The following is a 21,490-nucleotide window of genomic DNA, read 5'->3' on the forward strand; positions in this document are numbered from 1 at the left end:
CATACGCACAGGAAAGTTAGTAAACAGATCGGGAATTTCATATGCGCACCCAATATTGTGGTCACCTGAACAAGTCCCTAGCAGGGCAAACAGTAGAGTTATGCGGCTGGGTTAACCGTCGCCGTGATTTAGGCGGTCTTATCTTCATTGATATGCGAGATCGTGAAGGTATTGTTCAGGTTGTTGTTGATCCGGATATGAAAGATGTATTCGAGATCGCTAACCAACTGCGCAACGAATTCTGTATTCGCCTAACTGGTGAAGTACGTGTACGTCCAGAAAGCCAAGTAAACAAAGACATGGCAACTGGTGAAGTTGAAATCTTGGCAACTGGCCTGGAAATCATCAACCGTTCAGACGTGCTACCGCTAGACTTCAACCAGAAGAACACTGAAGAGCAGCGCCTTAAGTACCGTTACCTAGACCTACGCCGTCCAGAAATGAGCGACCGCATCAAGCTACGTGCAAAAGCATCTAGCTTTGTTCGCCGTTTCTTAGACAGCAACGATTTTCTGGATATCGAAACGCCAGTACTGACCAAAGCGACACCTGAAGGTGCACGTGACTACTTGGTACCAAGCCGTGTTCACAAAGGTAGCTTCTACGCTCTGCCTCAGTCACCACAGCTATTCAAGCAGCTGCTGATGATGTCTGGCTTCGATCGCTACTACCAGATCGTTAAGTGTTTCCGTGACGAAGATCTACGTGCTGACCGTCAGCCAGAATTCACCCAGATCGATATCGAAACCTCATTCATGTCTGCCGAGCAGGTACGTGGCGTGACTGAGCGCATGATCACTGAAATGTGGCAAGAGCTACTAAACGTAGACCTAGGCACGTTCCCAATCATGCCATTCGAAGAAGCAATGCGCCGTTTCGGCTCTGACAAGCCAGACCTACGTAACCCGCTTGAGCTAGTAGACGTCGCCGACATTCTGAAAGATGTAGACTTCAAAGTGTTCTCTGGCCCTGCGAACGACGAGAAAGGCCGTGTGGCAGTTATCCGTGTACCGGGTGGCGCAAAGCTAACACGTAAGCAAATCGACGAGTACACCAAGTTCGTTGGCATCTACGGTGCGAAAGGCTTGGCATGGATGAAGGTGAACGACCGCGAAGCGGGCTTCGAAGGTGTTCAGTCTCCAGTAGCTAAGTTCCTGAACGAAGAAGTGGTTGCACAGCTGCTTGACCGTACTCAGGCTGAGTCTGGCGACATCATCCTATTCGGCGCAGACAAGAAGCGTATTGTTGAAGAAGCAATGGGCGCACTTCGTCTGAAGCTAGGCACTGATCTTGAGCTGACTGATACAAATGCTTGGGCACCGCTATGGGTTGTTGACTTCCCAATGTTCGAGGAAGACGACGAAGGTAACCTGCACGCGATGCACCACCCATTCACTTCTCCTCTAGGCGTTAGCCCTGAAGAGCTGAAGGCAAACCCAGCAGCGACGAACTCTAACGCTTACGACATGGTTATCAACGGCTACGAAGTTGGTGGTGGTTCTGTACGTATCCACAACGCTGAAATGCAGTCTGCAGTATTCGATCTTCTAGGTATTGATGCCGAAGAGCAGCAGTTGAAGTTTGGCTTCCTATTGGATGCACTGAAGTTCGGTACACCGCCGCACGCAGGCCTAGCGTTTGGTCTTGACCGTTTGGTGATGCTACTTTGCGGTACGGAAAACATCCGTGACGTGATTGCCTTCCCGAAAACAACGGCAGCGGCATGTCTGCTGACAGACGCACCGAGCCTGGCTAACCCGGCCGCGCTTGAAGAGCTGGCGATTGCGGTCAACTTGGCGAAAGAAGAAAGCGCTGAGCAAGAGTAAGCAACAACCTTGATTAAGACTGGCCGAAAGGCCAGTCTTTGTTTTAGGGCTAGATTTTCCCAACCTTTACTTGCAAGCCGACTCAGGCACTTATCAAAATATTTTTAGGTTGGTTATTTGTGGAACATTCGCCAGTTGGCGAGCAATAAATTGGAGAGTGATATGGCAGGTCATAGTAAATGGGCCAACATTCGACACCGTAAGGCGGCACAGGACGCCAAGCGCGGTAAAATTTTCACCAAGCTGATCCGTGAGATCGTGGTGGCGGCAAAAGAAGGCGGTGGTGAGATTGAAAACAACCCACGCCTGCGTGCTGCAATCGATAAAGCACTGTCAAACAACATGACCCGTGATACGGTCAACCGTGCTGTCAGCCGCGGTGCTGGCGGTGAAGGCGACGACAACATGGAAACCGTGATCTACGAAGGTTACGGGCCTGGTGGTACCGCGGTTATGGTTGAGTGTATGACTGACAACCGTAACCGCACTGTATCAGGTGTTCGCCATGCGTTCTCCAAAGCCGGTGGTAACTTGGGTACCGATGGCAGTGTTAACTACCTGTTCGACAAGAAAGGGGTTATCTCATACGCGGCGGGTCTTGATGAAGATGCAGTGATGGAAGCGGCATTGGAAGGTGGCGCGGATGATGTCGAAACCAACGATGACGGTTCTATCGATGTCTACACTGCACCAGCCGATTTCGGCCCGGTAAAAGATGCTTTGGATGCAGCTGGCTTTGAAGCCCAGAACGCCGAAGTTACTTTGGTACCTTCTACCAAAGCAGAGTTGGATGCCGACACGGCACCGAAACTACTGCGCCTGATTGATGCATTGGAAGATCAGGATGATGTCCAGGAAGTGTACCATAACGGTGATATTTCTGATGAGGTTGCGGCTCAGCTGTAACGTCTGAAGAGTATGTCTATTATTTTGGGGATAGACCCCGGCTCAAGGATCACCGGCTATGGTGTGATCCGCCAAGTTGGGCGACATCTTGAATACCTCGGCAGTGGTTGTATCCGCACTTCTGTCGAGGATATCCCCGGCCGGCTCAAACAAATTTATGCCGGGGTGAGCGAGGTCATTACCCAGTTCCAGCCCGATGTCTTTGCAATCGAAGAAGTATTCATGGGCAAGAATGCCAGTTCGGCACTGAAATTGGGTCAGGCCCGAGGCAGTGCCATTGTTGCGGCAGTGAATGCTGACTTGCCTGTCAATGAATATGCTGCGCGTTTGATTAAGCAGGCAGTGGTAGGTACCGGCGGGGCAGACAAGGCCCAGGTCCAGCACATGGTATGTTCAGTGCTGAAGTTGCCGGGCAAGCCGCAAGCGGATGCCGCCGATGCCTTGGCGGTGGCAATTTGTCATGCCCATACCCATAAAACCTTGGTGGCGATGGCGGGCCAAGCTCGTGGTGCTCGTCGTGGACGATATAGATAACTACATTTAATACAAAGTGTTATATCGTTACTAAGATATATGCATAATGAGTGATTGATCAAAAAAGCAGCCCTTGGCTGCTTTTTTATTTTGTTGCGATATTGTTTCTTGGCATATATTGGTCAGAGGTCATATGACCTTGTGATGGTGATAGCTACATATCAAGCTCGAACATAACTGACAATAATAACCTAGACACAACAAGGAACGGATTCCATGACGCCATTGGCTATTTGGCGCGCGCTGTTTTTGCCGACAAACGCAAGTTGGCACGGTGAGAGCGCACGCTATGTCGATACATTCTTATTTTTTACTCTCACTTCTTTCTTTGTCGGCATATATAGCCTGTTTAAGTGGTATAGCCACGATCACAGTGCGCTGGTGATGACCTCTGTGTTGCTGGTGGTACTGGAGTGCTTGGCCGGCATCATCTTTCGATTGAGCAAACAAGCGGAAGCGGCGTTGAACGTTGGATTTCTCGGTATGGTGATCCATGCGGTGAATATTATTTACCAAACCGGTGGTATCGTAGAATCGACCCAAGCCTTCTGGTTGCCTTTATTGATTGTGGCGTTTTATTTATCGGCTCGGCTTTTTATGGCTACCGCATGGTCACTGCTAGTGGTGGTAGTATCTGCATGGATGGTCAACAGTCACTTGGCGGGTCAGAGTTTCCCTAACGTTGAACTTAGCCCTTCTGCGTTGGCTGTAGAAACCTGGTCGGGCTTTTTACTACCTTTGGTGGTGATAGTGATGGCGCAGGCATGGGCTTCTCGCCAGCGGCAACAGGCCATTTCGCAGGCAGAGTCTGCTCACCAGTCCAGTGAAGAAATTGCTGAGCAGGCCAAGCAAGGAGCGAGTCAGCTGGCTGAAGTGCTCGATAAGGCAAGTGGCAATGCTGCATCATTGAGCGATGTTTCTACCGTGATAGAGCAGCAGTCGACCGAGTTGCATCAGCAGGTAGGCACACTCAACCTAAACTGTGAATCACAGGCCAGTGCGGCAGAGCAGATGAGCGAACAGGTCAAGCACCTTACCCAAGGCATGGAAGCGTCCGATCAGTTTGTGACTGAGCTGAAACAGCGTAGCGATATTATCTATCGTCAGGCAGAAACCAGCTCTGAATCCCTGCAAGCCTCTAAAGAGGCCATTGCCCGTATTCTTAGCAGTAATGATGAAATCATGTCGGTAGCCGATGTGATCACCTCGGTCGCTGAGCAGACTAACTTGCTGGCACTCAATGCTGCGATAGAAGCCGCACGGGCCGGAGAGCAGGGAAGGGGCTTTGCCGTTGTTGCTGATCAAGTGCGGGAGCTGTCTGCCAAGAGTAATAGTTCTGCGGTGGATATTCGTGCCTTGCTCGAGCGTAGTCGAAGAGAGGTATCTCAAGGCCAGGCGGTGATTGAAAACAGTACCGCTGAATTAACCGGGATCATCGAACAGGTAAGCAGTGTCTCGGTAGATGTCAGTCAGTTGGCTGCTACCATCAGTCAGCAGGTTGAAGCACTTAGAGAGCTGACGGTTGCCAGTCAGGCAGTAGCAAGTAGTGTGGTGGAAACCAACCAGGTGTCCGATGCGGTGGCTTCGCAAGGGGCGTTGTTGGCCGAGCAGGTTGAACGACTGAATGCATTAGCCGATAGCCTCAATAAGGTTGTGGGGTTGCGTCAGCGTATGGCGTAATGTTTGGGCTGTCGGTAATCATCAACAAGAAAAAAGAGCTGGATATACATCCAGCTCTTTACTATCCTAGAGCCAATTTTGTGGATTGAGAAAAGAGATCTTGCTGTGATTGGCCGACTACGTGGAATCATCATTGAAAAACAACCACCTGAAGTATTGCTTGAGGTGAACGGCATGGGCTATGAAGTCCAGATGCCGATGAGCTGCTTTTACGAGCTGCCGGAAGTTGGCCGAGAAGCGGTTATCTCTACTCACTTTGTGGTGCGTGAAGATGCGCAGTTGCTGTATGGCTTTAATAAGAAAAGTGAGCGTGACCTGTTCCGTGAAGTGATTAAAGCTAACGGTGTAGGCCCTAAGCTTGGTTTGGCGATTCTGTCGGCAATGACGGCGAGCCAGTTCGTATTGAGCGTTGAAAACGAAGATGTGACCACTCTGGTGAAAATCCCAGGTGTCGGTAAGAAGACTGCCGAGCGCTTGGTGGTCGAAATGAAAGACCGCCTTAAAGGTTGGGGCGAGGGTGATCTGTTTACCCCGGCGCTTGATACTGCTGCATCGAACGCGCCGATTCAGGACACGGCCTCTCAGGCTCGTGCCGAAGACGAAGCGGTCAGTGCCCTTGTTGCCCTTGGTTACAAGCCACAACAAGCCTCTAAAGTGGTGGCCCAGGTTGCCCAGCCGGAGATGACCAGCGAAGCCATTATCCGTGACGCGCTGCGTTCAATGGTGTAAGTGCTGTTTTTATTGATTTTGAATGTAGGTAAGGCTTGATGATAGAAGCAGACAGACTGGTCGCCAATGATTACCCGACCACGCGTGAAGAAGACATTATTGATCGCGCGATCCGCCCCAAGCTCCTTGAGGACTATAAGGGGCAGGATCATGTCCGTGATCAGATGGAAATCTTTATCAAGGCTGCCAAGCTGCGAGATGAAGCTCTGGATCACTTGCTGATATTCGGCCCTCCGGGGTTGGGTAAAACCACGCTGGCCAACATTGTTGCCAATGAAATGGGGGTGAGCATTCGTACCACGTCTGGCCCTGTGTTGGAAAAAGCCGGTGATTTGGCGGCGCTGCTGACCAACCTCGAAGAGAACGATGTGTTGTTCATCGATGAGATCCACCGCCTCAGCCCGCAGGTTGAAGAAGTCTTGTACCCGGCGATGGAAGACTACCAGCTGGATATCATGATTGGTGAAGGCCCGGCGGCACGCTCCATCAAGATTGACTTGCCACCCTTTACCCTGATCGGTGCTACGACCCGGGCTGGCTCGTTGACCTCGCCGCTGCGTGATCGCTTCGGTATTACCCAGCGCCTTGAATATTACAAGGTGGAAGATCTCAAGGGGATTGTCCAGCGCAGTGCAAACTGCCTTGACCTCTCAATGGAAGAGGCGGGTGCTTTGGAAGTCGCGATGCGAGCCCGCGGCACACCGCGTATTGCCAACCGCTTGCTGCGCCGAGTGCGTGACTTTGCTGAAGTAAAAGGCAATGGCCATATCTGCCCGGATGTGGCAGCAAAAGCCTTGGATATGCTCGATGTCGACAGCAGTGGCTTTGACTACATGGACCGCAAACTGCTGATGGCGATTATCGATAAGTTCATGGGCGGTCCGGTTGGTTTGGACAACCTTGCTGCAGCTATCGGTGAAGAGCGTGACACTATCGAAGATGTGCTTGAGCCATACCTTATCCAGCAAGGTTACCTGCAGCGTACCCCGCGTGGCCGTATTGCCACCCACCGGGCCTATCTGCATTTTGGGTTTGATGTACCTGAATCGAAATAAGAAAAGGTTGCCTATTGGCAACCTTTTTTATTGGGGTGATAGCTGCCTAAACCAAGATCCGGGCAGCCACCACAGGGGGACAGTTTATGCAGGAAGCTAATTTAGACAGGAAGCAATGCAGCACCAAGTACGCCACTATCATCGCCAAGTTTTGCTTGGCGGATAGGGGTATTGCACACACCACCGAAGACATATTGGCCGAGCCGTGACGGCAGATCATCATATAGGCTTTGTTGATTCGACATACCCCCACCTAGCACAATAACAGCAGGGTCAAAGAAATTAATCACCTGGGCCAAAGCTCGGGCCAATTGATCGAGATAAAGCTCATAGTGCGCTTGGGCTGACTGGTCGTGGTTAGCGAGATCCATAATGTCTTTACTGCTAAAGGCAGTCTGGTGTTTTTGGTTATACCCTTTGGCAAAACCGGTTCCAGATAGAAAGCTTTCGTTACAGACATTTCGTCCGCAGTAACATGGTTCGGGTGTGCCATCTGTAACCGGGTGGTAATCAGCTAAAGGGTTGTGTCCCCATTCACCGGCAACATTATTAGGCCCTTTGACAAGGTGTTTGTTATAAACAACCCCGCCGCCACAACCCGTACCTAATATGGCACCAAAGCAGCTATGGAAGTCTTGCCCTGCACCGTTAATTGCCTCGCTAAGCGCAAAGCAGTCGGCATCATTGGCTAGCCATACTGGCTGCCCCAACTCCCGGCTCAAATCCTCTTTTAAGGCATTGCCATTGAGGATCAGAATATTGGAGTTCTTTATCTTGTCGCTATTCGGGCAGATAGCTCCCGGTAAGCCGATACCTATGCTAAATCGTTCTGGGATCTGGTTGGCTGCACAGGCCACGATCTGTTTTATTTGAGCGATAAACGCATTATAACTTTGCTTCTCAGTTTCATAGCGCTGGTAGTAAACCTGAACACCTGCCGGAGAATAAACAGCGGCGGCAATTTTGGTTCCACCAATATCAAGGCCAAGACGGTACATAGATTTCCTGCTGTTAAGTTAGTAGCCTAAAGGCACGTTGATGGTTAGTTTACCGATGGTTTCCATTCGGCTGTATTCGCCGCCAACCCAAGGGCTGTCATTGTAGTGGTAATCCCACATATCTTGACCAACCAAGCCTGTGACTGTAATACCGTTATCGAAAGTTTTGCGGTAACTGGCTTCAATACGGGTGTAGAATTCGACGAATTTATCTCTTAGCACCTCGCTCGAATCATCCATACCGAGATAAAACTCAAGTTTGTTGTGCCACGTCAGCTTGAAGTTGTCGTGCTGGATAATATCAAACCACATTTCGTTCTCTGAACCGTAATGATACTTAATGCCATCTTTTGCCATGGTATCTAGGTAGTTACGGAAGCTTACGATGGAGCTCAGGCGGTCATTCCATTTCGAGACAAGGAAGAAATTCATCACCTGCTGGCGGTGTCCTCGGACGTTACCTGTATTGCCGTCTTCGTGGAATTTACTCGCACCGCCCAACACAATGTATTCGGTTAACAGCGGGCGGAAATTCAAGGTGTGGCTGCCACTATCCCAAGGCGTGATACCGTTGGGGAAAGAAGTCAGGAAATCAAATTGTAAATAGTAGTCATTGGAACTCCAGTTGAAGTCATTGTTTGTATTTTTGAAGTTCCAGTCCCCTTCCCAGGCAAAGGCTGGTCGGAAAGTCCACTCGCGACCCCAGAAATTCAAGCCTCGGAAATGGTAACGCAGGTGGGCCTCATGGTCCCAGTGGTAGCCATTTTTGACCATGCCACGGCCATCATCAAAATCGGTGAAGTAATCAATGCGGCGTAGATCGAGCCACAGGTCTACATTTTCGGTTAGCTGAAGCATACCCTGCAGCAGCTTCTTGTTGACTTCTACTTCATCACGGGAATATGGGTTGGGCGCATTATCGTAGTCATAACGGAAATGGCGGTATTCTGTTTCGTTTTGAATCCACCCGCCGTTATTAGCCATAGCTACAGCGGGTAAGAGGCTCAGGGCTACTGCTGCTGACAGAAGCGTTTTATTTGTAGTAATTGTCATTGTAGTCTCGCTAGATGTTCATTGTCGCAGCGATTATTCAGCAAAAATTCAAGATTCATTCAGTCAATGATGAATAAATCCTCAATAAGTGATCCTTATCGAAACAGTGGTTCATAAAATCAAGGCGTATGTGATGCTTATCACGTTCGCATTTTTGTGAACCCGATCGGCTGTTTGTCAGGCGTTATTTTTTAGTGATTTAATTCAGTGCCTTACAAGCATCCTATGCTATAGCTCTGTTTTCTGGCACGTGTATTTTGGCCTTTTGAGTGGCTTTGAAAACAGTTAGAACAATGCTGTGTGATCTTGATCGCTGCACCCATCACAAAGTCAGTCCCTCGATGTGACATTGATCACCTGAATGAAAAAAAAGCCCGAGCAAATCTCGGGCTATGAAAATTTTTATTATTCTGCATTCGCTCCATCAACAAGGGGAAATATCCCTGAAATTTCGCTGTCGGCTAAGTGATTGATAAGAAAGAAAAGCTTCTTTTAGTTTGTTCTGCTAGCCGTTCTTTAGCAAAAAAGAGCAAAGTAAAAGAATATTTATGCAGAGGTTGATTATGTTACAGGCACTAAAAGGCCAATTGATTGCTTCGGTTCAGGCACTGCCGGATGAACCATTACATGGCTCTGAGACCATGGTAAAAATGGCCGGTGCTGTATTGGATGGTGGGGCAAAGGCACTCCGTGTCCAATCAGTTGATGATATCCGTGCAGTAAAATCTGCCTTCCCTGAAATCCCTGTCATTGGCCTGATTAAACAAGATTACAGTGATTCGGAAATCTTCATTACGCCAACTAAGAAAGAAGTGACTGCCATTATTGAAGCGGGCGCTGAGATGGTTGCTCTGGATATGACAGGGCGTGCCCGACCTGCGAATGAACAAGTTGAAGAATTGGTCGAGCTTGTTCATCGTGCTGGCCGCCAGGTGATGGCAGACATTGCAACTTACGAACAGGGCATTGTTGCCGAGGCGATTGGTGCTGATTGTGTCTCCACCACTTTGTCAGGTTACACCCCGGATACTCAACATCGCGGTGATACTCCTGATTTTTCCTTGATTCGCCGCTTAAGCCAAGCGCTATCCGTTCCCGTTATTGCCGAAGGCCGCATTTGGAGCCCAGAGCAGTTGGGTCAGGTGTTGGCTGCCGGTGCATACACAGCGGTTGTCGGATCAGCGATTACCCGTCCTCAGTTGATTGCCAAACGTTTCAGTGATGCCATGGCAAGCTACTCGGAGGATGCGTAATGAGTGAACTTGCTCTGGGCTTAGATTTGGGTGGAACCAAAATTCGGGCAGGGTTGATTGACCAACAGGGTCAGTTGGTCATTGCCAATACCTACCCAACCGATATCTCCAATGGCCGTGAAGGCATTATGAATAGCATTATCAGTGCTATTGCCCCATTGCTCACTCGTGCTCGCCGAGAAGGCAAGTTGTTGATGGGGATTGGTATTTCTGCTGCTGGTGTGATCAACGTGCGTTCTGGTACGGTCATCGACGCTACCGATAGCCTGCCGCAGTGGCGCGGAACAAGGTTGGGTTATTTGCTCGAGGAAGAATTCGGCCTGCATGTTTGCACCGATAACGATGTCAACTGCGCGTTGCTAGGTGAGCAATGGCTTGGGGGGGCAAAAGATTACCAGGACGTGGTGATGCTGACCTTAGGCACAGGACTTGGTGGTGCGATGTCGAGCGGAGGTGAACTTGTCCATGGTGCGGGCTTCTTGGCAGGCCACTGGGGCAGGATGGAAGTACCACACCCTTACCGCCCGCAGCATTGGGTAACCCTTGAATCTTTGCTATCAGGCACAGGCTTACGTGAAACCTTGCTGTTCCAATTGCCAGCACAGGAACATGAAAACTACCCAGACGGTATCAGCATCATCCAAGCCTATGCCAACCGGGATCCCAAGGTGATCGCGGCTGTTGAAGACTTCTTCAAATTGCTTGCAAAAACCATCGCCAACATTCGCTGGACCGTTGACCCTGAATTGGTACTGCTAGGCGGCGGGATGATCAACTCCCGTGATTATTGGTGGGACTTATTGGCCCGCCACCTTAAGGAATGCGGCGTGATGACCCCGATACGGCCGGCAATCCTCGGTAATGATGCCGGTATGTACGGTGCGGCCCGTATGGTTTTCAACCACTTCGAATCAATCAAACATCAACAAGATTAAGACCTAACGGGTTGCAAAATGTAGCCTGGGATAAAAATCATGACTAAGAAAATTTGTTCAGTTGTTTTTCATACGCACTGGGATAGAGAGTGGTACTTCCCGTTTGAAACTTTTCGTGCTCGTTTGATCAGGGTGATGGAGCGGGTGGCATCGGCCCTTGAGAATAATGAGCTTGATAGCTTTTTATTTGATGGCCAAGTGGTTGCGGCAGAAGACCTTTTGGCCACTTGTGAACCTGAGTTGGCCGAGCGCCTGAATATCTTGATGCAGCAAGGCCGCTTGGTATTGGGCCCATGGTATGTGATGGCGGATGAGTTTCTTTGCAGTGGTGAGAGCCTGATCCGAAACCTTGAGGTGGGTTGCAAGCTGGCTCTGTCACTGGGTAACTACCAGAAGGTCGGTTACCTGCCTGATACTTTTGGCCACATTGGCCAGATGCCTCAGCTACTGCAAGGCTTCGATATTAATAATGCCGTGATGTGGCGCGGTATCGATCAGCAATCATCCGAGTTGTGCTGGCAGGCTGAAGATGGCAGTGAAGTGTTCATGCTGTTTTTGAGCGAAGGCTACTATCAGCACCCGTTGAATATCGACAACTTTGTTGAAGGCATCAATGTCTATCTCGATAAAATTACTGAACGGGCTACCAGTGACAAGTTGCTGCTGACTCAAGGAGGGGACCACCTACGTCCATCCGAGGGCAACATGGCTGAACGTATTGCACTGTTCAACACCCAGTCCGAGCACTATCAACTCAAGCAGAGCAACCTGACTGATTACATTAATGAACTTCAGCAAGGGTTAGCACTGGGGCAATTACCCTCTATGCAGGGTGAGCTGCGCGGTAACGAAAAAGCATTTGTGTTGCCGGATGTACTCTCTACCCGGCGTTATCTCAAGCAGCAGAACCAGCAGGGTGAAGACCGCCTGACAGCACAGGTTGAGCCACTGCTGGCAATGGCTCCGATCGAACATTACCCAAATCGCTATTTGGAAGAAAGTTGGAAAATGCTGCTGGTACAGCATGCCCATGATTCAATCTGTGGCTGTTCTGTTGATGAAGTCCACCGTGAAATGGAATCAAGAACCGAAAAGCTGGCCCAGCGCTGTGATGCGATGGAATCGATGGCATTGCTATCTCTCGGTTGTATCAGCGATGAAAAGAATGCTGAAGGTAGCGTGGACCCGTTTGCCGATGATGTCCGCTTCACATTGTTTAACCCAAGCCCTAAACGTTATAAAGGTTGGATCACCGAAAAGATCTTCCTTCAAGGCGAGTTACGTAAACACTTGGTGCTCTCGCAACAGGAGGGCGATGAGTTTGAACCGGTAGTGATTAAGGCTGAACCGGGTTTCCGTTTCACCTCTCCGATCGATGACTTCCCGGACAGAATCGAAGGCCACTGGTATGAGCTTGGCTTTATTTCTGAAGTTGAGGGTTTGTCCCACTGCGAGTTTACCGTGACTGAACGCCAGGCTATGCAAATCGCGGAACAGGTATGCCGCCGTTCCATTGAAAATGATATCTACCGTATTGAGCTACGGGATGATGCCACTTTGACTATCACCGACAAACGAAGCGGTAAGGTACTTAACGGGGTAGGCCGTGTTGAAAGCAGTATGGATGCGGGGGATAGCTACAACTTTGCGCCTCCTATGCAGGATAACTTCAGCCAGGCTAAATTGAGTGGCAACCTACAAACGCGCTTGCACCCGTCATTCAGCGAGCTGAACTTTGATATTGAGCTCGCGCAGCCTGCGGCACTGTCTGATCACCGACGCCATGCGGTAGAGACTGAAGTGCTAAGCCATGGCCAGATGCAAGTACGCCTGTTCAAGGGAAGTGAGCATATTGAGTGCCGTTTGGTGTGGCAAAACAACGCCCAAGATCATCGCCTGTCATTGCATATCCCTACCGGCGAAAAGCTTGCAGTCACCCATGCTGACAGCGCGTTTGAAGTGGTTAGCCGTGAAGTGGTTTATCAAGATAACAACCCGGTTCAGGCTAACAGAGAGGCCAAGGTTTCAGTTAACCCGAGCCAGAGTTTTGTCCATGCTGGTGGGGTTCAGTACATCCACCAGGGAACACCAGAATACCGTGTGGTTGCAGATGACTGCGACGAACTGGCTATTACTCTGCTACGCAGTGTGGGCTGGTTGTCACGCCGTGATTTCTCAACCCGTGGCAATGGTGCAGGGCCAGACCTGCCCACCCCAGGAGCACAGTGCCTTGGCCAGCATGAATATCGCTTTAGCTTAGTAATGGCGGACTTTGAACCTGCAGCAGCTTGCAACCGCGCGGCATGGTTCAGGCACAAGCCGATGTTGCTTCAGGGCCATAGCCAAAAATGGTTGGATAATGTGGTGCTTAGCAATGAGGCATTACAGGTCTCTGCGGTAAGGCGCCTAGGCGATGAGCTCGAACTGAGGGTATGGAACCCAACCGCAGACATCCAGCCACTTACCCTGAATAAGGCTTACCGGGTGGTTGCCCTTGATGGACGACACCTAGCTACGGTCTCTGAAATTAAACCAAAACAAATTCTTACAGTGCGTATCGCACATTCCCAATAATTTGAACGTTATGGGGCAGGCATGCCCCATCTACTCTGTAACTCTTGAGGCGAACTATGACGAACTTGGAACTGATTCGTTTATTTTTAATCGCGGCGATACTGGTCTACTTCGTGTATGCCATGATCACCAAACGTATTTCCACTTTAATTGCTCTTCCAATAATGGGTGTGCTGACAGCAGTGGTTGCCAGTGTCGGTACCTTGCCTTTCCTTGGCTTGTTTGCCCATGAAAATGCTCAGGGCGAGACAGTTCAGGGTATCATGAATGCCGTTCTTGGTGACGGTGCACGCATGATGGCTTCAACCATCGCCGCCTCAATCTTTGGTGGGGCCTTTGCGGTATTGCTGCGCAAGGTTGGCATTGCTGAGGCAATCATTAAGAAAGCGGCTGAACTTGCCGGAGACCGTGTTCGCGTGATTGCCTTTATTTTCTACCTTGCCACTGTGGTCATTTTCTCGGCCATCGGTGGCCTAGGGGCTGTTATCCTGATTGGCTCGGTGGCCCTGCCAATCATGATGACTGCAGGTATTTCTGGTACCGTTGCTGGTGCAATTATCTTGCTTGGTTTAACGACCGGAGGGGTGATGAACCCAGCAGGCTTCGCCTTCTTTGCCACTATTCTTGAGCCAGTGATTGCCGGTGGTTATGATGCCGCGTATGAGATAGTTGCCCGTATGGCAATTACGCTGTTCATCATTTCAGCTGTCGTATCGGTAGGTTATATCCTGCTGAATGTGAAAAATTCACAGCGTAGTGCCTGGCATACTAGAAAAACCCAATCAGCCTATGAGCTTAGCAACTGGGCGCTGATTTCTCCTATTGTCCCGGTCGCTCTGGTACTGGGTTCAATTTACTTGCTACCGCAAGTCATAACAGCTGAGCTGGCAATCATTGTCGGTATCCTCTACACCGTTTTTGTCTGCAAAATCAAAGATAAGGTTAATGCAATCGCCCAGTCTTTCGTCCAGGGCACCCAAGAAGTGGCTGGTGCCGTGGTGCTACTAATAGGCTTGGGTATCCTTATCCGCGGTGTGCAGTTCTATACCGTGACACCGATTATTACCCCTGCTATCGAAACACTGGTTGCAATGCTGCAAAGCCCGATGACGTATGTGATTGGCTTTACCCTTGCGACGCCATTGGTGCTGTACCGCGGTCCATTGAACTCATGGGGTATCGGCGGTTCACTGCCAGCAATCTTTGCAACTGCCGGCTTCTCACCGATTGCTGTGGTTTGGGTACTTCGTTCAACCGGTATGATGCAGGGCTTCGGTGACCCGACAAACTCGCAGAATATCTGGATTGCCGACTTCGTCCAAGTTGACCCGAATGACATTACCAAGAGCTTGTTCTGGGTCGGCCTGGTGATCACCTTCATTGCCCTGACTTGGGCCATTGTTATCGACCAAATCCCATTGATTTAACCCACGGTGCGGGTGCCGGGCACCCGCTCATGCACACTGATAAGGTAGAGAAGAATGCGTAAAGTACGAATTGGTATTGATGTCGGTGGTACGTTTACCGATGCCGTGGTTATTGATAACCAGACGGGTGAAGTGATCGCCAAGGCCAAACGGCCAACAACCCACCACCATGAAGATGGTGTGGCCCAAGGCATTGTTGAGATCATCAACGAAGTACTGACCAACAATAATATTTCCCCAGAGCAGGTGGTGTTTATTGCCCATGGCACGACACAGGCAACCAATGCCTTGTTGGAAGGCGATGTGGCAAAAGTTGGCATCATAGGGATGGGTAAGAGCAAGGCGGCATTCAACGAATTGAATGTAAAACACATTGAGTTGGCACCGGGTAAGTTTCTTGAAACTGAATTCAGCTATTTTGATGTTGATGAGATCACCAAAGAAAAAGCGGAACAGGCCATTAATGAGTTGGTTGCCAAAGGGTGCGAGGTGATTGTCGCTTCTGAAGCCTATGCGGTCGATGACCCTCATTTGGAAAAGCTTGTCACCGAACTGGCTCGCGAGAAAGGGCTTTATGCAACCAGTGGCCATGAGATCTCCCAGCTTTATGGCCTGCGCATGCGTACCCGTACTGCGGTAGTCAATGCATCGCTGATCCCGAAAATGATCGAAACGGCAAATATGACCGAGCAAGTGGTCAAGCGTGTAGGGATCCCTTCAGAGCTGATGATCATGCGTGCCGATGGCGGCGTGATGTCAGTGAACGAAGTCCGACAGCGGCCCATCCTGACCATGCTATCTGGCCTGGCTGCCGGTGTTGCCGGCGCACTGATGTACGAAAAAATCTCTGACGGCGTGTTCTTTGAAGTAGGTGGTACGTCGATTGATATTTCGGTGATCAAAGACGGTAAGGTGATTGTCAACAATGCCCAAGTGGGTAAACACAAGACTTACCTCAAGGCACTTGACGTCCGTACCCTTGGTATTGCGGGTGGTTCGATGATCCGCATCGCAGGTGGAAAGGTGATTGATGTTGGCCCACGCTCGGCCCACCTCGCAGACAAGCACTATGAGTGTTTTGTCGATGCGCCGGTGACGAATGCCAAACTGAAAGAAATCACACCACTGCCGGGTGATAGCCCAGACCATGCCATTATCACTTCAGATCAAGGTGATTACGCCTATACCCTTGCGGGGGCGGCGAATATTCTCGGTTATGTGCCAGAAGATGATTACGCTTATGCCAATGTTGAAGCGACACGAGTTGCTTGGCAGCCATTGGCAGACTACTGCGGGAAAACTGTCGACGAAGTTGCCCGGGAAGTGATGGATATTGCCTGTGAGAAAATTTGGAATATCGTCGGCCCAATGATCAAAGAGTACGAAGTCAATCCTGAGTACATTGAGTTTGTCGGCGGTGGTGGTAGTGCCGCGATCACCACATTTGCCCTGGGTGAGAAATATGGCTTCAAGGCTAAAACTGCCCAGAATGCACCTTATATCTCAACGATCGGGGTAGCAATGGCGATGGTGCGAGAGCAGATCGAGCGCTCGGTGGTGGATCCTTCGTCCAGTGATATCCAAAAGATCCGTGCCGATATCATGGATCAGATTGTTGCCCAGGGGGCCAAGGAAGAATCGGTTGAGATAGCCATTGAAGTAGACAAGCAACGTAATATTTTGATTGCCACAGCTACTGGCGCGACCGAGTTTTCTAATGATGGTGGGGCGGAGAACCTGACCGAAGAGGCCATTACCGCCAAGGTGGCAGATGTGTTTTCGGTTGACCGCAAGTTGGTGCAAGCTAAGGCCCAGTCAGGCGCGTTCCACATCGTCAAGGCGCCGAAGGAATCACGCAAGCTGTTCAATTTGATCCGCAAGACGGAAGAGCATTACGCAGTCGTGAAAAACGATGGCATGATCCCGCTTAAGCTCAAGGGCGCGCAGTTTATCAAAACCGCCCGCAGCGGTTATGGCGACGCCCTCAATACCCTGGTTGCCCAGCTATCTTCCTATTCAGATGCTGGCCAAACTATCCCTAAAGTGTATGCCTTTACCGGCTCGAGGATGTTTGACTACTCCGGGCTATTTAGCACCGACCAGCTTAGCTCAATGATGAGTATGGATCTTGAACACCTTGATTCCCAGCAGGATGTCCTGTTGGTCGCAGCCAAAAAATAACAGGGATAAATGATGTCTGATACCGATTTTGCCTATGCGCTGAAGCAACTGGATATGGATAAATATGCCGCTAAGATCCCGGTAGATCAGCGCCAAGGCATTGTGGAGCAGGCATTGGCACTGGGTGAGCGTGTGGCGGATGTATACCGCCACACCAACTTCCACCAGGCTTTTGAGCAAGCGGGCTACAAGATTGAATATACCCGAAACCTAGAGCAGGCCCTCAAGCACGGCTTGATGATGCGGGCAGAGATCATTGAAGACAACCTTGGCAAACGGGTACTGATCTACCGTGACAGTATTGACCAAGCCATTGTTGATCTGGCTCGAATTGGCGTTGAGGCGAGTTCGGCAATGATCGAGTCGCTCTATCTTGCTCACGAGTTTTTCCATTTGTTGGAAATGTCAGGGAAAGTTGAGGATCCGGTCTTGCAGCGCAAGGTTGTCAGGTTGACCCTGCTGGGTAAGTCGTTTTACGGCCACCTGCATTCCCCCTCTGAGATTGCCAGCAACCGTTTTGCCCACAGAGCCTGTCAGGCGCCATTTAACCCATTGCTAATTGACGAATTATTCATAGGGGATGAAAGTGAAACCCAATAAGACCTATGCTGGCTATGATGTTGTGGTGGTCGGTGGTGGTACAGCAGGTGTTGCTGCTGCACTATCGGCATCACTGCAAGGATTGAAAGTTGCCTTGCTCGAGAAACGAATTGCGTTGACCGGCACCCAGGCCAATGCGATGGTTACGCCGTTCATGCCGTCCCATGTACATGGCTCTGCAACCGCGGATTTGTTAACCCACGCTTATCGTAAGCACATGGTAGGCCAAGGCCGTTTGACCCTGCCGGGAAATATGGAATTGTACTCCCCGGAGAGCTTCAAGCTGCTCAATGAGCAAGTATTGACTGAAAACGGTGTCGAGATATTTTACGATGCGACTGTGATAGCGGCGGACACTGAGGATGGGGTGATTAAATCAGTGACGGCACTGATTTTTGATAACTTCTACATGTTTGAAGCCGAGCAATTTATTGATGCTTCTGGTGATGCGCTATTATCGCGGTTTGCTGGTGCCCAGTTGATGACCGGTGATACCGATGGTAGCCGCCAGTCAGTATCGTTCCGTTTTGAAATGGCCAACATCGATTTCGCCCGCCTACGCCAATACTTGGCTCAGGCGAATTACACCTTCTGTGATCCGGCAGATGAAACCTTCATGGAGTTTGTCCACGTGCCGGGTGTCGAAGCTTGTGGTGGTCTCTTAGAAGTGTTTGCCAAGGCTCAGCAAAATGGTGAGTTGACGCCAGAGATTGCACGTTACATCCAAGGTTTCTCGATGCCGGGTAAGCCGGGCTGCCTGTCTTTCAACAACCCGCAAATGCCACAGCTGGGAAATGTTGAGGATCCCCAGGTCTTCTCGGAGTATGTTCGCTACGGCCGTAAGATGCAGCATCAACTGGCAGCTTTCCTTGCCGCTAATATTCCAGGTTTTGAGCAAGCGTTTATCTCCCAGGAAGCCAATATGCTCGGGGTTCGGGAGTCCAACCGCGTCAAAGGGCGTTATGTGATGACGGCTAATGATTACGCCCAGCGCCGCAAATTCGATGATGGCATTGCGAGGGGGGATTGGTATATCGATATCCACAGCGATGACCTTGACGTCGAAGACGAGTCATTCAAGAAGAAATATGATAAGGGTGAATACTATGAGATCCCTTATCGCTCACTTGTTTGTGGTGAAGTGGCTAATTTAATTTTCGTTGGCCGGATCATTTCCTGCGATTTCAAAATGCAGTCGAGTATCCGTATTCAGCACACTTGCCGGGACATGGGTGATGCCGCAGGTCGTGCTTGTACACTCGCCAAGCAGCATGGTATAGCACTTAATCAAGTCAATGGCTGTGACCTCAAGGGGGAGCGCGAATGAAAACTTTGTTTATTCCTTTAGACGAGCGGCCATGTAATAAGCTCTATCCCGAGTACATAGCCAATACCGCCGATATTGAACTGGTTAACGTCCCCGATCCTCTGTTGAGCAATAAAAAACGTCCGGCAAATACCGGGCAGCTTTGGCAGTATGTGTTTGACAATATGGCAGGTGCTGATGCGGTGATCCTGTCGGTAGAAATGCTGATGTACGGTGGATTGATCCCATCTCGGCTCCATGCATTAGAGGAAGATGACAAAGAAGCATTTATTGCCAATCTTCGCCGTCTGCGCGATGAGTTCCCGGATACCAAAATCTACGCGTATAACTGCATCATGCGCTGCCCGAGCTATAGCTCCAGCGATGAAGAGCCCGATTACTATGATGATTTCGGTGCTGAAATCTTCAAGCGAAAGTACTTGCAGGACAAGCTGGCACGCCATGGCTTGGACGCCGATGAGAGCGAATGCCTTGCTGGCCTTCAGGATGCCGTGCCGCAAAATGTGCTAGCAGATTTTGAAAGCCGTCGTCGTTTCAACTCATCAGTTAACATGGCTGTTGCTGAACTGGTCAAGGATAAGGTCATTGATTTTCTGGTGATCCCTCAGGATGACTCCAGCCCATATGGATATACCGCACTGGATCAGAAACGGGTGTTGGAATATATCGAGCAGCAGGATCTCTCGTTTGATATTGCCATTTATCCCGGGGCTGATGAGGTCGGGGTAACCCTGCTTGGCCGGGCATTTAATGAATACCATGGCAAGGTGCCGAAGGTCTTCCCATTCTATGCTTCGACCCTTGGTCCACAGATCATTCCACTTTACGAAGATCGGCCGATGAATGAATCGGTGAAATCACATATCCGTGCCGTCGGTGGCCGGTGGTGTGATAACAGCCAAGAAGCCGACCTGATATTGGCGATTAATGCTCCGGGCAAGGTCATGCAGGAAGCTGCCCAGCAGGGCAATAAGGACCTAACCTATAGCTCTGGTCGAAACCTGCAAGATTTTGCACTTAGGATCAAAGACTACCTTGAAGCGGGCAAGAAAGTCGTGGTGGCTGATAGTGCCTTTGCCAATGGTGGTGATCTCGAACTGATCCGCTTCCTTAACAAACTTGGCATCCTCGGGCAACTGGCCTCTTATAAAGGGTGGAATACCAATTGCAACACGCTCGGCACAACCTTAGGTGCAGGGATGATTGCTGATATTGGGCAGCCTGCTGTGGTGGAGAATGTGATTTACCATGTACTCGAGGATGTTTGCTACCAGTCTGTGGTACGCCGTGAATTGCTTGAGCGTTACTTCGCGGATGCGTCTTTTGGTCACACATCTTATCAGCCAGAGCAAGAGTCACAGGCAATGGAGTACACAGCCCTGCGATTGGTGCAGCAATACCGTGATTTGACCGCGGGCTCCCTCCCGCAAGATATCAATGTTGAAGCTTATGCTCCTTGGGGCAGGACCTTCGAATTGGGCATCAAGCTAAAGGTGAACTGATGAATATGGTAGAGACACCGCTGTTTGCCAATATCCAGCAGCTTATGCCGACCCTGAGTCCGACATTAACTCAATTGGCGGGTTACATACGGGAGAACCCACAACAAGTGGTCAGGCTGACAGTAACTGATCTGGCCTTGCAGGCTCAGGTCAGTGTCTCCAGTGTCAGTCGCCTGTGCCGGGAGCTCGGCTACCGCAGTTATGCAGAGTTCAAGCTGGCCCTGACCCTTGAATGCGGCCAGCAAGAAGCGCCTGATCAAGGCCCTGATCCTTATCCGGTTTTCAATGAAGTCGACCAAGCCTTGCGTTTGACCAAGCAGTTAATTGACGAGCCAAGTATCGAAAGGTTTGTTAGCCATATTCACCATGCCCGGCAGATCACCGTATTGGGGGTAGGGGCCAGTAGTATTGTCGCTGACTACTTGAGCTACCGGCTACTGAGGTTAGGTAAACGGGTAACGTGTTACCAAGACATGCATTTAGCAGCAATATCGGCTTCCCAGTTTGACCACCATGACACGTTGGTTGTGGTATCAAGCTCAGGCTCGACCAAGGATGTATTGCATGCTGTAAAGGTTGCCCACCAAACTGACTGCGCGATCCTTGCCCTGAGTAATGTCAAATCGAGCCCGCTGTCGGAGTTGGCTGATTACCAACTGGTCGCAGCAGCTGCAGAGACGGCTGTGAATGGCGGGGCGCTAGCTGGAAAGGTTGGCTCGATGGTGTTGGTTGACGTCTTGGTAAGCAAGATGCTTGCTATCAGCGGATACCATGATGCTGTTGTAGAGTCGGCTAATGCGGTCACTGATTTGCTTGTCTGAGGGGGAAATGAATTGGCATAGGGGTTAAGAGTATCAAATTCAGTTAGATAACAGTGATAACCATCTATACTCATAAAGATCAATAAGGA

Annotated in this window: 17 protein-coding genes; 15 read left to right on the forward strand and 2 right to left on the reverse strand. The window is 50.2% G+C overall.

Annotation, left to right across the window (positions count from 1 at the left end; translation table 11 throughout):
• Window positions 1-41 precede the first annotated feature (41 nt).
• The 6 genes from aspS (at window position 42) to ruvB (ending at window position 6,730) form a co-directional block, all read left to right on the forward strand.
• A complete protein-coding gene (gene aspS, locus ACXAD4_RS05135) occupies window positions 42-1,826 on the forward strand; it encodes an aspartate--tRNA ligase (RefSeq protein ID WP_475239254.1) in 1,785 nt (594 codons plus the stop codon).
• A gap of 162 nt (window positions 1,827-1,988) precedes the next feature.
• On the forward strand, window positions 1,989-2,732 hold the full coding sequence (locus ACXAD4_RS05140) for a YebC/PmpR family DNA-binding transcriptional regulator (RefSeq protein WP_317523388.1): 744 nt from the start codon (window positions 1,989-1,991) through the stop codon (window positions 2,730-2,732).
• A gap of 12 nt (window positions 2,733-2,744) precedes the next feature.
• On the forward strand, window positions 2,745-3,266 hold the full coding sequence (gene ruvC, locus ACXAD4_RS05145; protein ID WP_044622848.1) for a crossover junction endodeoxyribonuclease RuvC: 522 nt from the start codon (window positions 2,745-2,747) through the stop codon (window positions 3,264-3,266).
• A gap of 216 nt (window positions 3,267-3,482) precedes the next feature.
• Window positions 3,483-4,946 carry a methyl-accepting chemotaxis protein gene (locus ACXAD4_RS05150; RefSeq protein WP_475239258.1) on the forward strand — a complete coding sequence of 488 codons (1,464 nt, stop codon included), beginning with the start codon at window positions 3,483-3,485 and terminating at the stop codon, window positions 4,944-4,946.
• Between the two features lie 105 nt (window positions 4,947-5,051).
• The gene (gene ruvA / locus ACXAD4_RS05155) at window positions 5,052-5,675 is read left to right on the forward strand and encodes a Holliday junction branch migration protein RuvA (RefSeq protein ID WP_475242717.1); all 624 of its coding nucleotides are present in this window, start codon (window positions 5,052-5,054) and stop codon (window positions 5,673-5,675) included.
• 38 nt (window positions 5,676-5,713) lie between these two features.
• Window positions 5,714-6,730, forward strand: coding sequence for a Holliday junction branch migration DNA helicase RuvB (gene ruvB, locus ACXAD4_RS05160; RefSeq protein ID WP_475239260.1), 1,017 nt, complete (start codon window positions 5,714-5,716; stop codon window positions 6,728-6,730).
• 101 nt (window positions 6,731-6,831) lie between these two features.
• On the opposite strand, the gene ACXAD4_RS05165 is transcribed toward ruvB, so the two are convergent.
• Window positions 6,832-7,728: an ROK family protein gene (locus ACXAD4_RS05165; protein WP_475239262.1), complete on the reverse strand. Its 897-nt coding sequence runs from the start codon at window positions 7,726-7,728 to the stop codon at window positions 6,832-6,834.
• An 18-nt stretch (window positions 7,729-7,746) separates the two neighbouring features.
• Complete coding sequence (locus ACXAD4_RS05170; protein ID WP_475239265.1) at window positions 7,747-8,781, reverse strand: hypothetical protein; 1,035 nt, start codon at window positions 8,779-8,781, stop codon at window positions 7,747-7,749.
• 548 nt (window positions 8,782-9,329) lie between these two features.
• Here ACXAD4_RS05170 and ACXAD4_RS05175 point away from each other — a divergent pair.
• Genes ACXAD4_RS05175 through ACXAD4_RS05215 form a run of 9 tightly spaced genes read left to right on the forward strand, consistent with a single transcriptional unit; the run spans window position 9,330 to window position 21,401 of the window.
• Entirely contained in the window at window positions 9,330-10,034 is a 705-nt protein-coding gene (locus ACXAD4_RS05175) for an N-acetylmannosamine-6-phosphate 2-epimerase (RefSeq protein ID WP_475239267.1), read from the forward strand.
• Window positions 10,034-10,969 (forward strand): ROK family protein, encoded by a 936-nt coding sequence (locus ACXAD4_RS05180; RefSeq protein ID WP_475239269.1) that lies wholly within the window; start codon window positions 10,034-10,036, stop codon window positions 10,967-10,969. The genes ACXAD4_RS05175 and ACXAD4_RS05180 overlap by 1 nt, the downstream gene beginning before the upstream one ends.
• A 39-nt stretch (window positions 10,970-11,008) precedes the next feature.
• Window positions 11,009-13,543 (forward strand): glycoside hydrolase family 38 N-terminal domain-containing protein, encoded by a 2,535-nt coding sequence (locus ACXAD4_RS05185; protein WP_475239271.1) that lies wholly within the window; start codon window positions 11,009-11,011, stop codon window positions 13,541-13,543.
• 56 nt (window positions 13,544-13,599) lie between these two features.
• Window positions 13,600-14,970 (forward strand): transporter, encoded by a 1,371-nt coding sequence (locus ACXAD4_RS05190; protein ID WP_475239274.1) that lies wholly within the window; start codon window positions 13,600-13,602, stop codon window positions 14,968-14,970.
• Window positions 14,971-15,024: 54 nt separating this feature from the next.
• Window positions 15,025-17,151 (forward strand): hydantoinase/oxoprolinase family protein, encoded by a 2,127-nt coding sequence (locus ACXAD4_RS05195; RefSeq protein WP_475239277.1) that lies wholly within the window; start codon window positions 15,025-15,027, stop codon window positions 17,149-17,151.
• A gap of 12 nt (window positions 17,152-17,163) precedes the next feature.
• On the forward strand, window positions 17,164-17,751 hold the full coding sequence (locus tag ACXAD4_RS05200) for a hypothetical protein (protein ID WP_475239279.1): 588 nt from the start codon (window positions 17,164-17,166) through the stop codon (window positions 17,749-17,751).
• On the forward strand, window positions 17,738-19,078 hold the full coding sequence (locus tag ACXAD4_RS05205) for an FAD-dependent oxidoreductase (RefSeq protein WP_475239281.1): 1,341 nt from the start codon (window positions 17,738-17,740) through the stop codon (window positions 19,076-19,078). The genes ACXAD4_RS05200 and ACXAD4_RS05205 overlap by 14 nt, the downstream gene beginning before the upstream one ends.
• Window positions 19,075-20,580 (forward strand): DUF4127 family protein, encoded by a 1,506-nt coding sequence (locus ACXAD4_RS05210; protein ID WP_475239282.1) that lies wholly within the window; start codon window positions 19,075-19,077, stop codon window positions 20,578-20,580. Before ACXAD4_RS05205 ends, ACXAD4_RS05210 begins: the two co-directional genes overlap by 4 nt.
• Window positions 20,580-21,401 carry a MurR/RpiR family transcriptional regulator gene (locus ACXAD4_RS05215; protein WP_475239285.1) on the forward strand — a complete coding sequence of 274 codons (822 nt, stop codon included), beginning with the start codon at window positions 20,580-20,582 and terminating at the stop codon, window positions 21,399-21,401. Before ACXAD4_RS05210 ends, ACXAD4_RS05215 begins: the two co-directional genes overlap by 1 nt.
• Window positions 21,402-21,490: the final 89 nt, after the last annotated feature.

The organism is Photobacterium sp. AWH4_225, assembly GCF_056158405.1.

Excerpts from the sequence above, each read along its gene's own strand:
- ACXAD4_RS05185 (WP_475239271.1), top strand. The coding sequence starts at position 11,009 with ATGACTAAGAAAATTTGTTCAGTTGTTTTTCATACGCACTGGGATAGA.
- ruvB (WP_475239260.1), top strand. The coding sequence starts at position 5,714 with ATGATAGAAGCAGACAGACTGGTCGCCAATGATTACCCGACCACGCGT.
- ACXAD4_RS05175 (WP_475239267.1), top strand. The coding sequence starts at position 9,330 with ATGCAGAGGTTGATTATGTTACAGGCACTAAAAGGCCAATTGATTGCT.
- aspS (WP_475239254.1), top strand. The coding sequence starts at position 42 with ATGCGCACCCAATATTGTGGTCACCTGAACAAGTCCCTAGCAGGGCAA.
- ruvC (WP_044622848.1), top strand. The coding sequence starts at position 2,745 with ATGTCTATTATTTTGGGGATAGACCCCGGCTCAAGGATCACCGGCTAT.
- ACXAD4_RS05150 (WP_475239258.1), top strand. The coding sequence starts at position 3,483 with ATGACGCCATTGGCTATTTGGCGCGCGCTGTTTTTGCCGACAAACGCA.
- ACXAD4_RS05140 (WP_317523388.1), top strand. The coding sequence starts at position 1,989 with ATGGCAGGTCATAGTAAATGGGCCAACATTCGACACCGTAAGGCGGCA.
- ACXAD4_RS05215 (WP_475239285.1), top strand. The coding sequence starts at position 20,580 with ATGAATATGGTAGAGACACCGCTGTTTGCCAATATCCAGCAGCTTATG.
- ACXAD4_RS05165 (WP_475239262.1), bottom strand. The coding sequence starts at position 7,728 with ATGTACCGTCTTGGCCTTGATATTGGTGGAACCAAAATTGCCGCCGCT.
- ACXAD4_RS05210 (WP_475239282.1), top strand. The coding sequence starts at position 19,075 with ATGAAAACTTTGTTTATTCCTTTAGACGAGCGGCCATGTAATAAGCTC.
- ACXAD4_RS05170 (WP_475239265.1), bottom strand. The coding sequence starts at position 8,781 with ATGACAATTACTACAAATAAAACGCTTCTGTCAGCAGCAGTAGCCCTG.
- ACXAD4_RS05195 (WP_475239277.1), top strand. The coding sequence starts at position 15,025 with ATGCGTAAAGTACGAATTGGTATTGATGTCGGTGGTACGTTTACCGAT.
- ACXAD4_RS05190 (WP_475239274.1), top strand. The coding sequence starts at position 13,600 with ATGACGAACTTGGAACTGATTCGTTTATTTTTAATCGCGGCGATACTG.
- ACXAD4_RS05180 (WP_475239269.1), top strand. The coding sequence starts at position 10,034 with ATGAGTGAACTTGCTCTGGGCTTAGATTTGGGTGGAACCAAAATTCGG.
- ACXAD4_RS05200 (WP_475239279.1), top strand. The coding sequence starts at position 17,164 with ATGTCTGATACCGATTTTGCCTATGCGCTGAAGCAACTGGATATGGAT.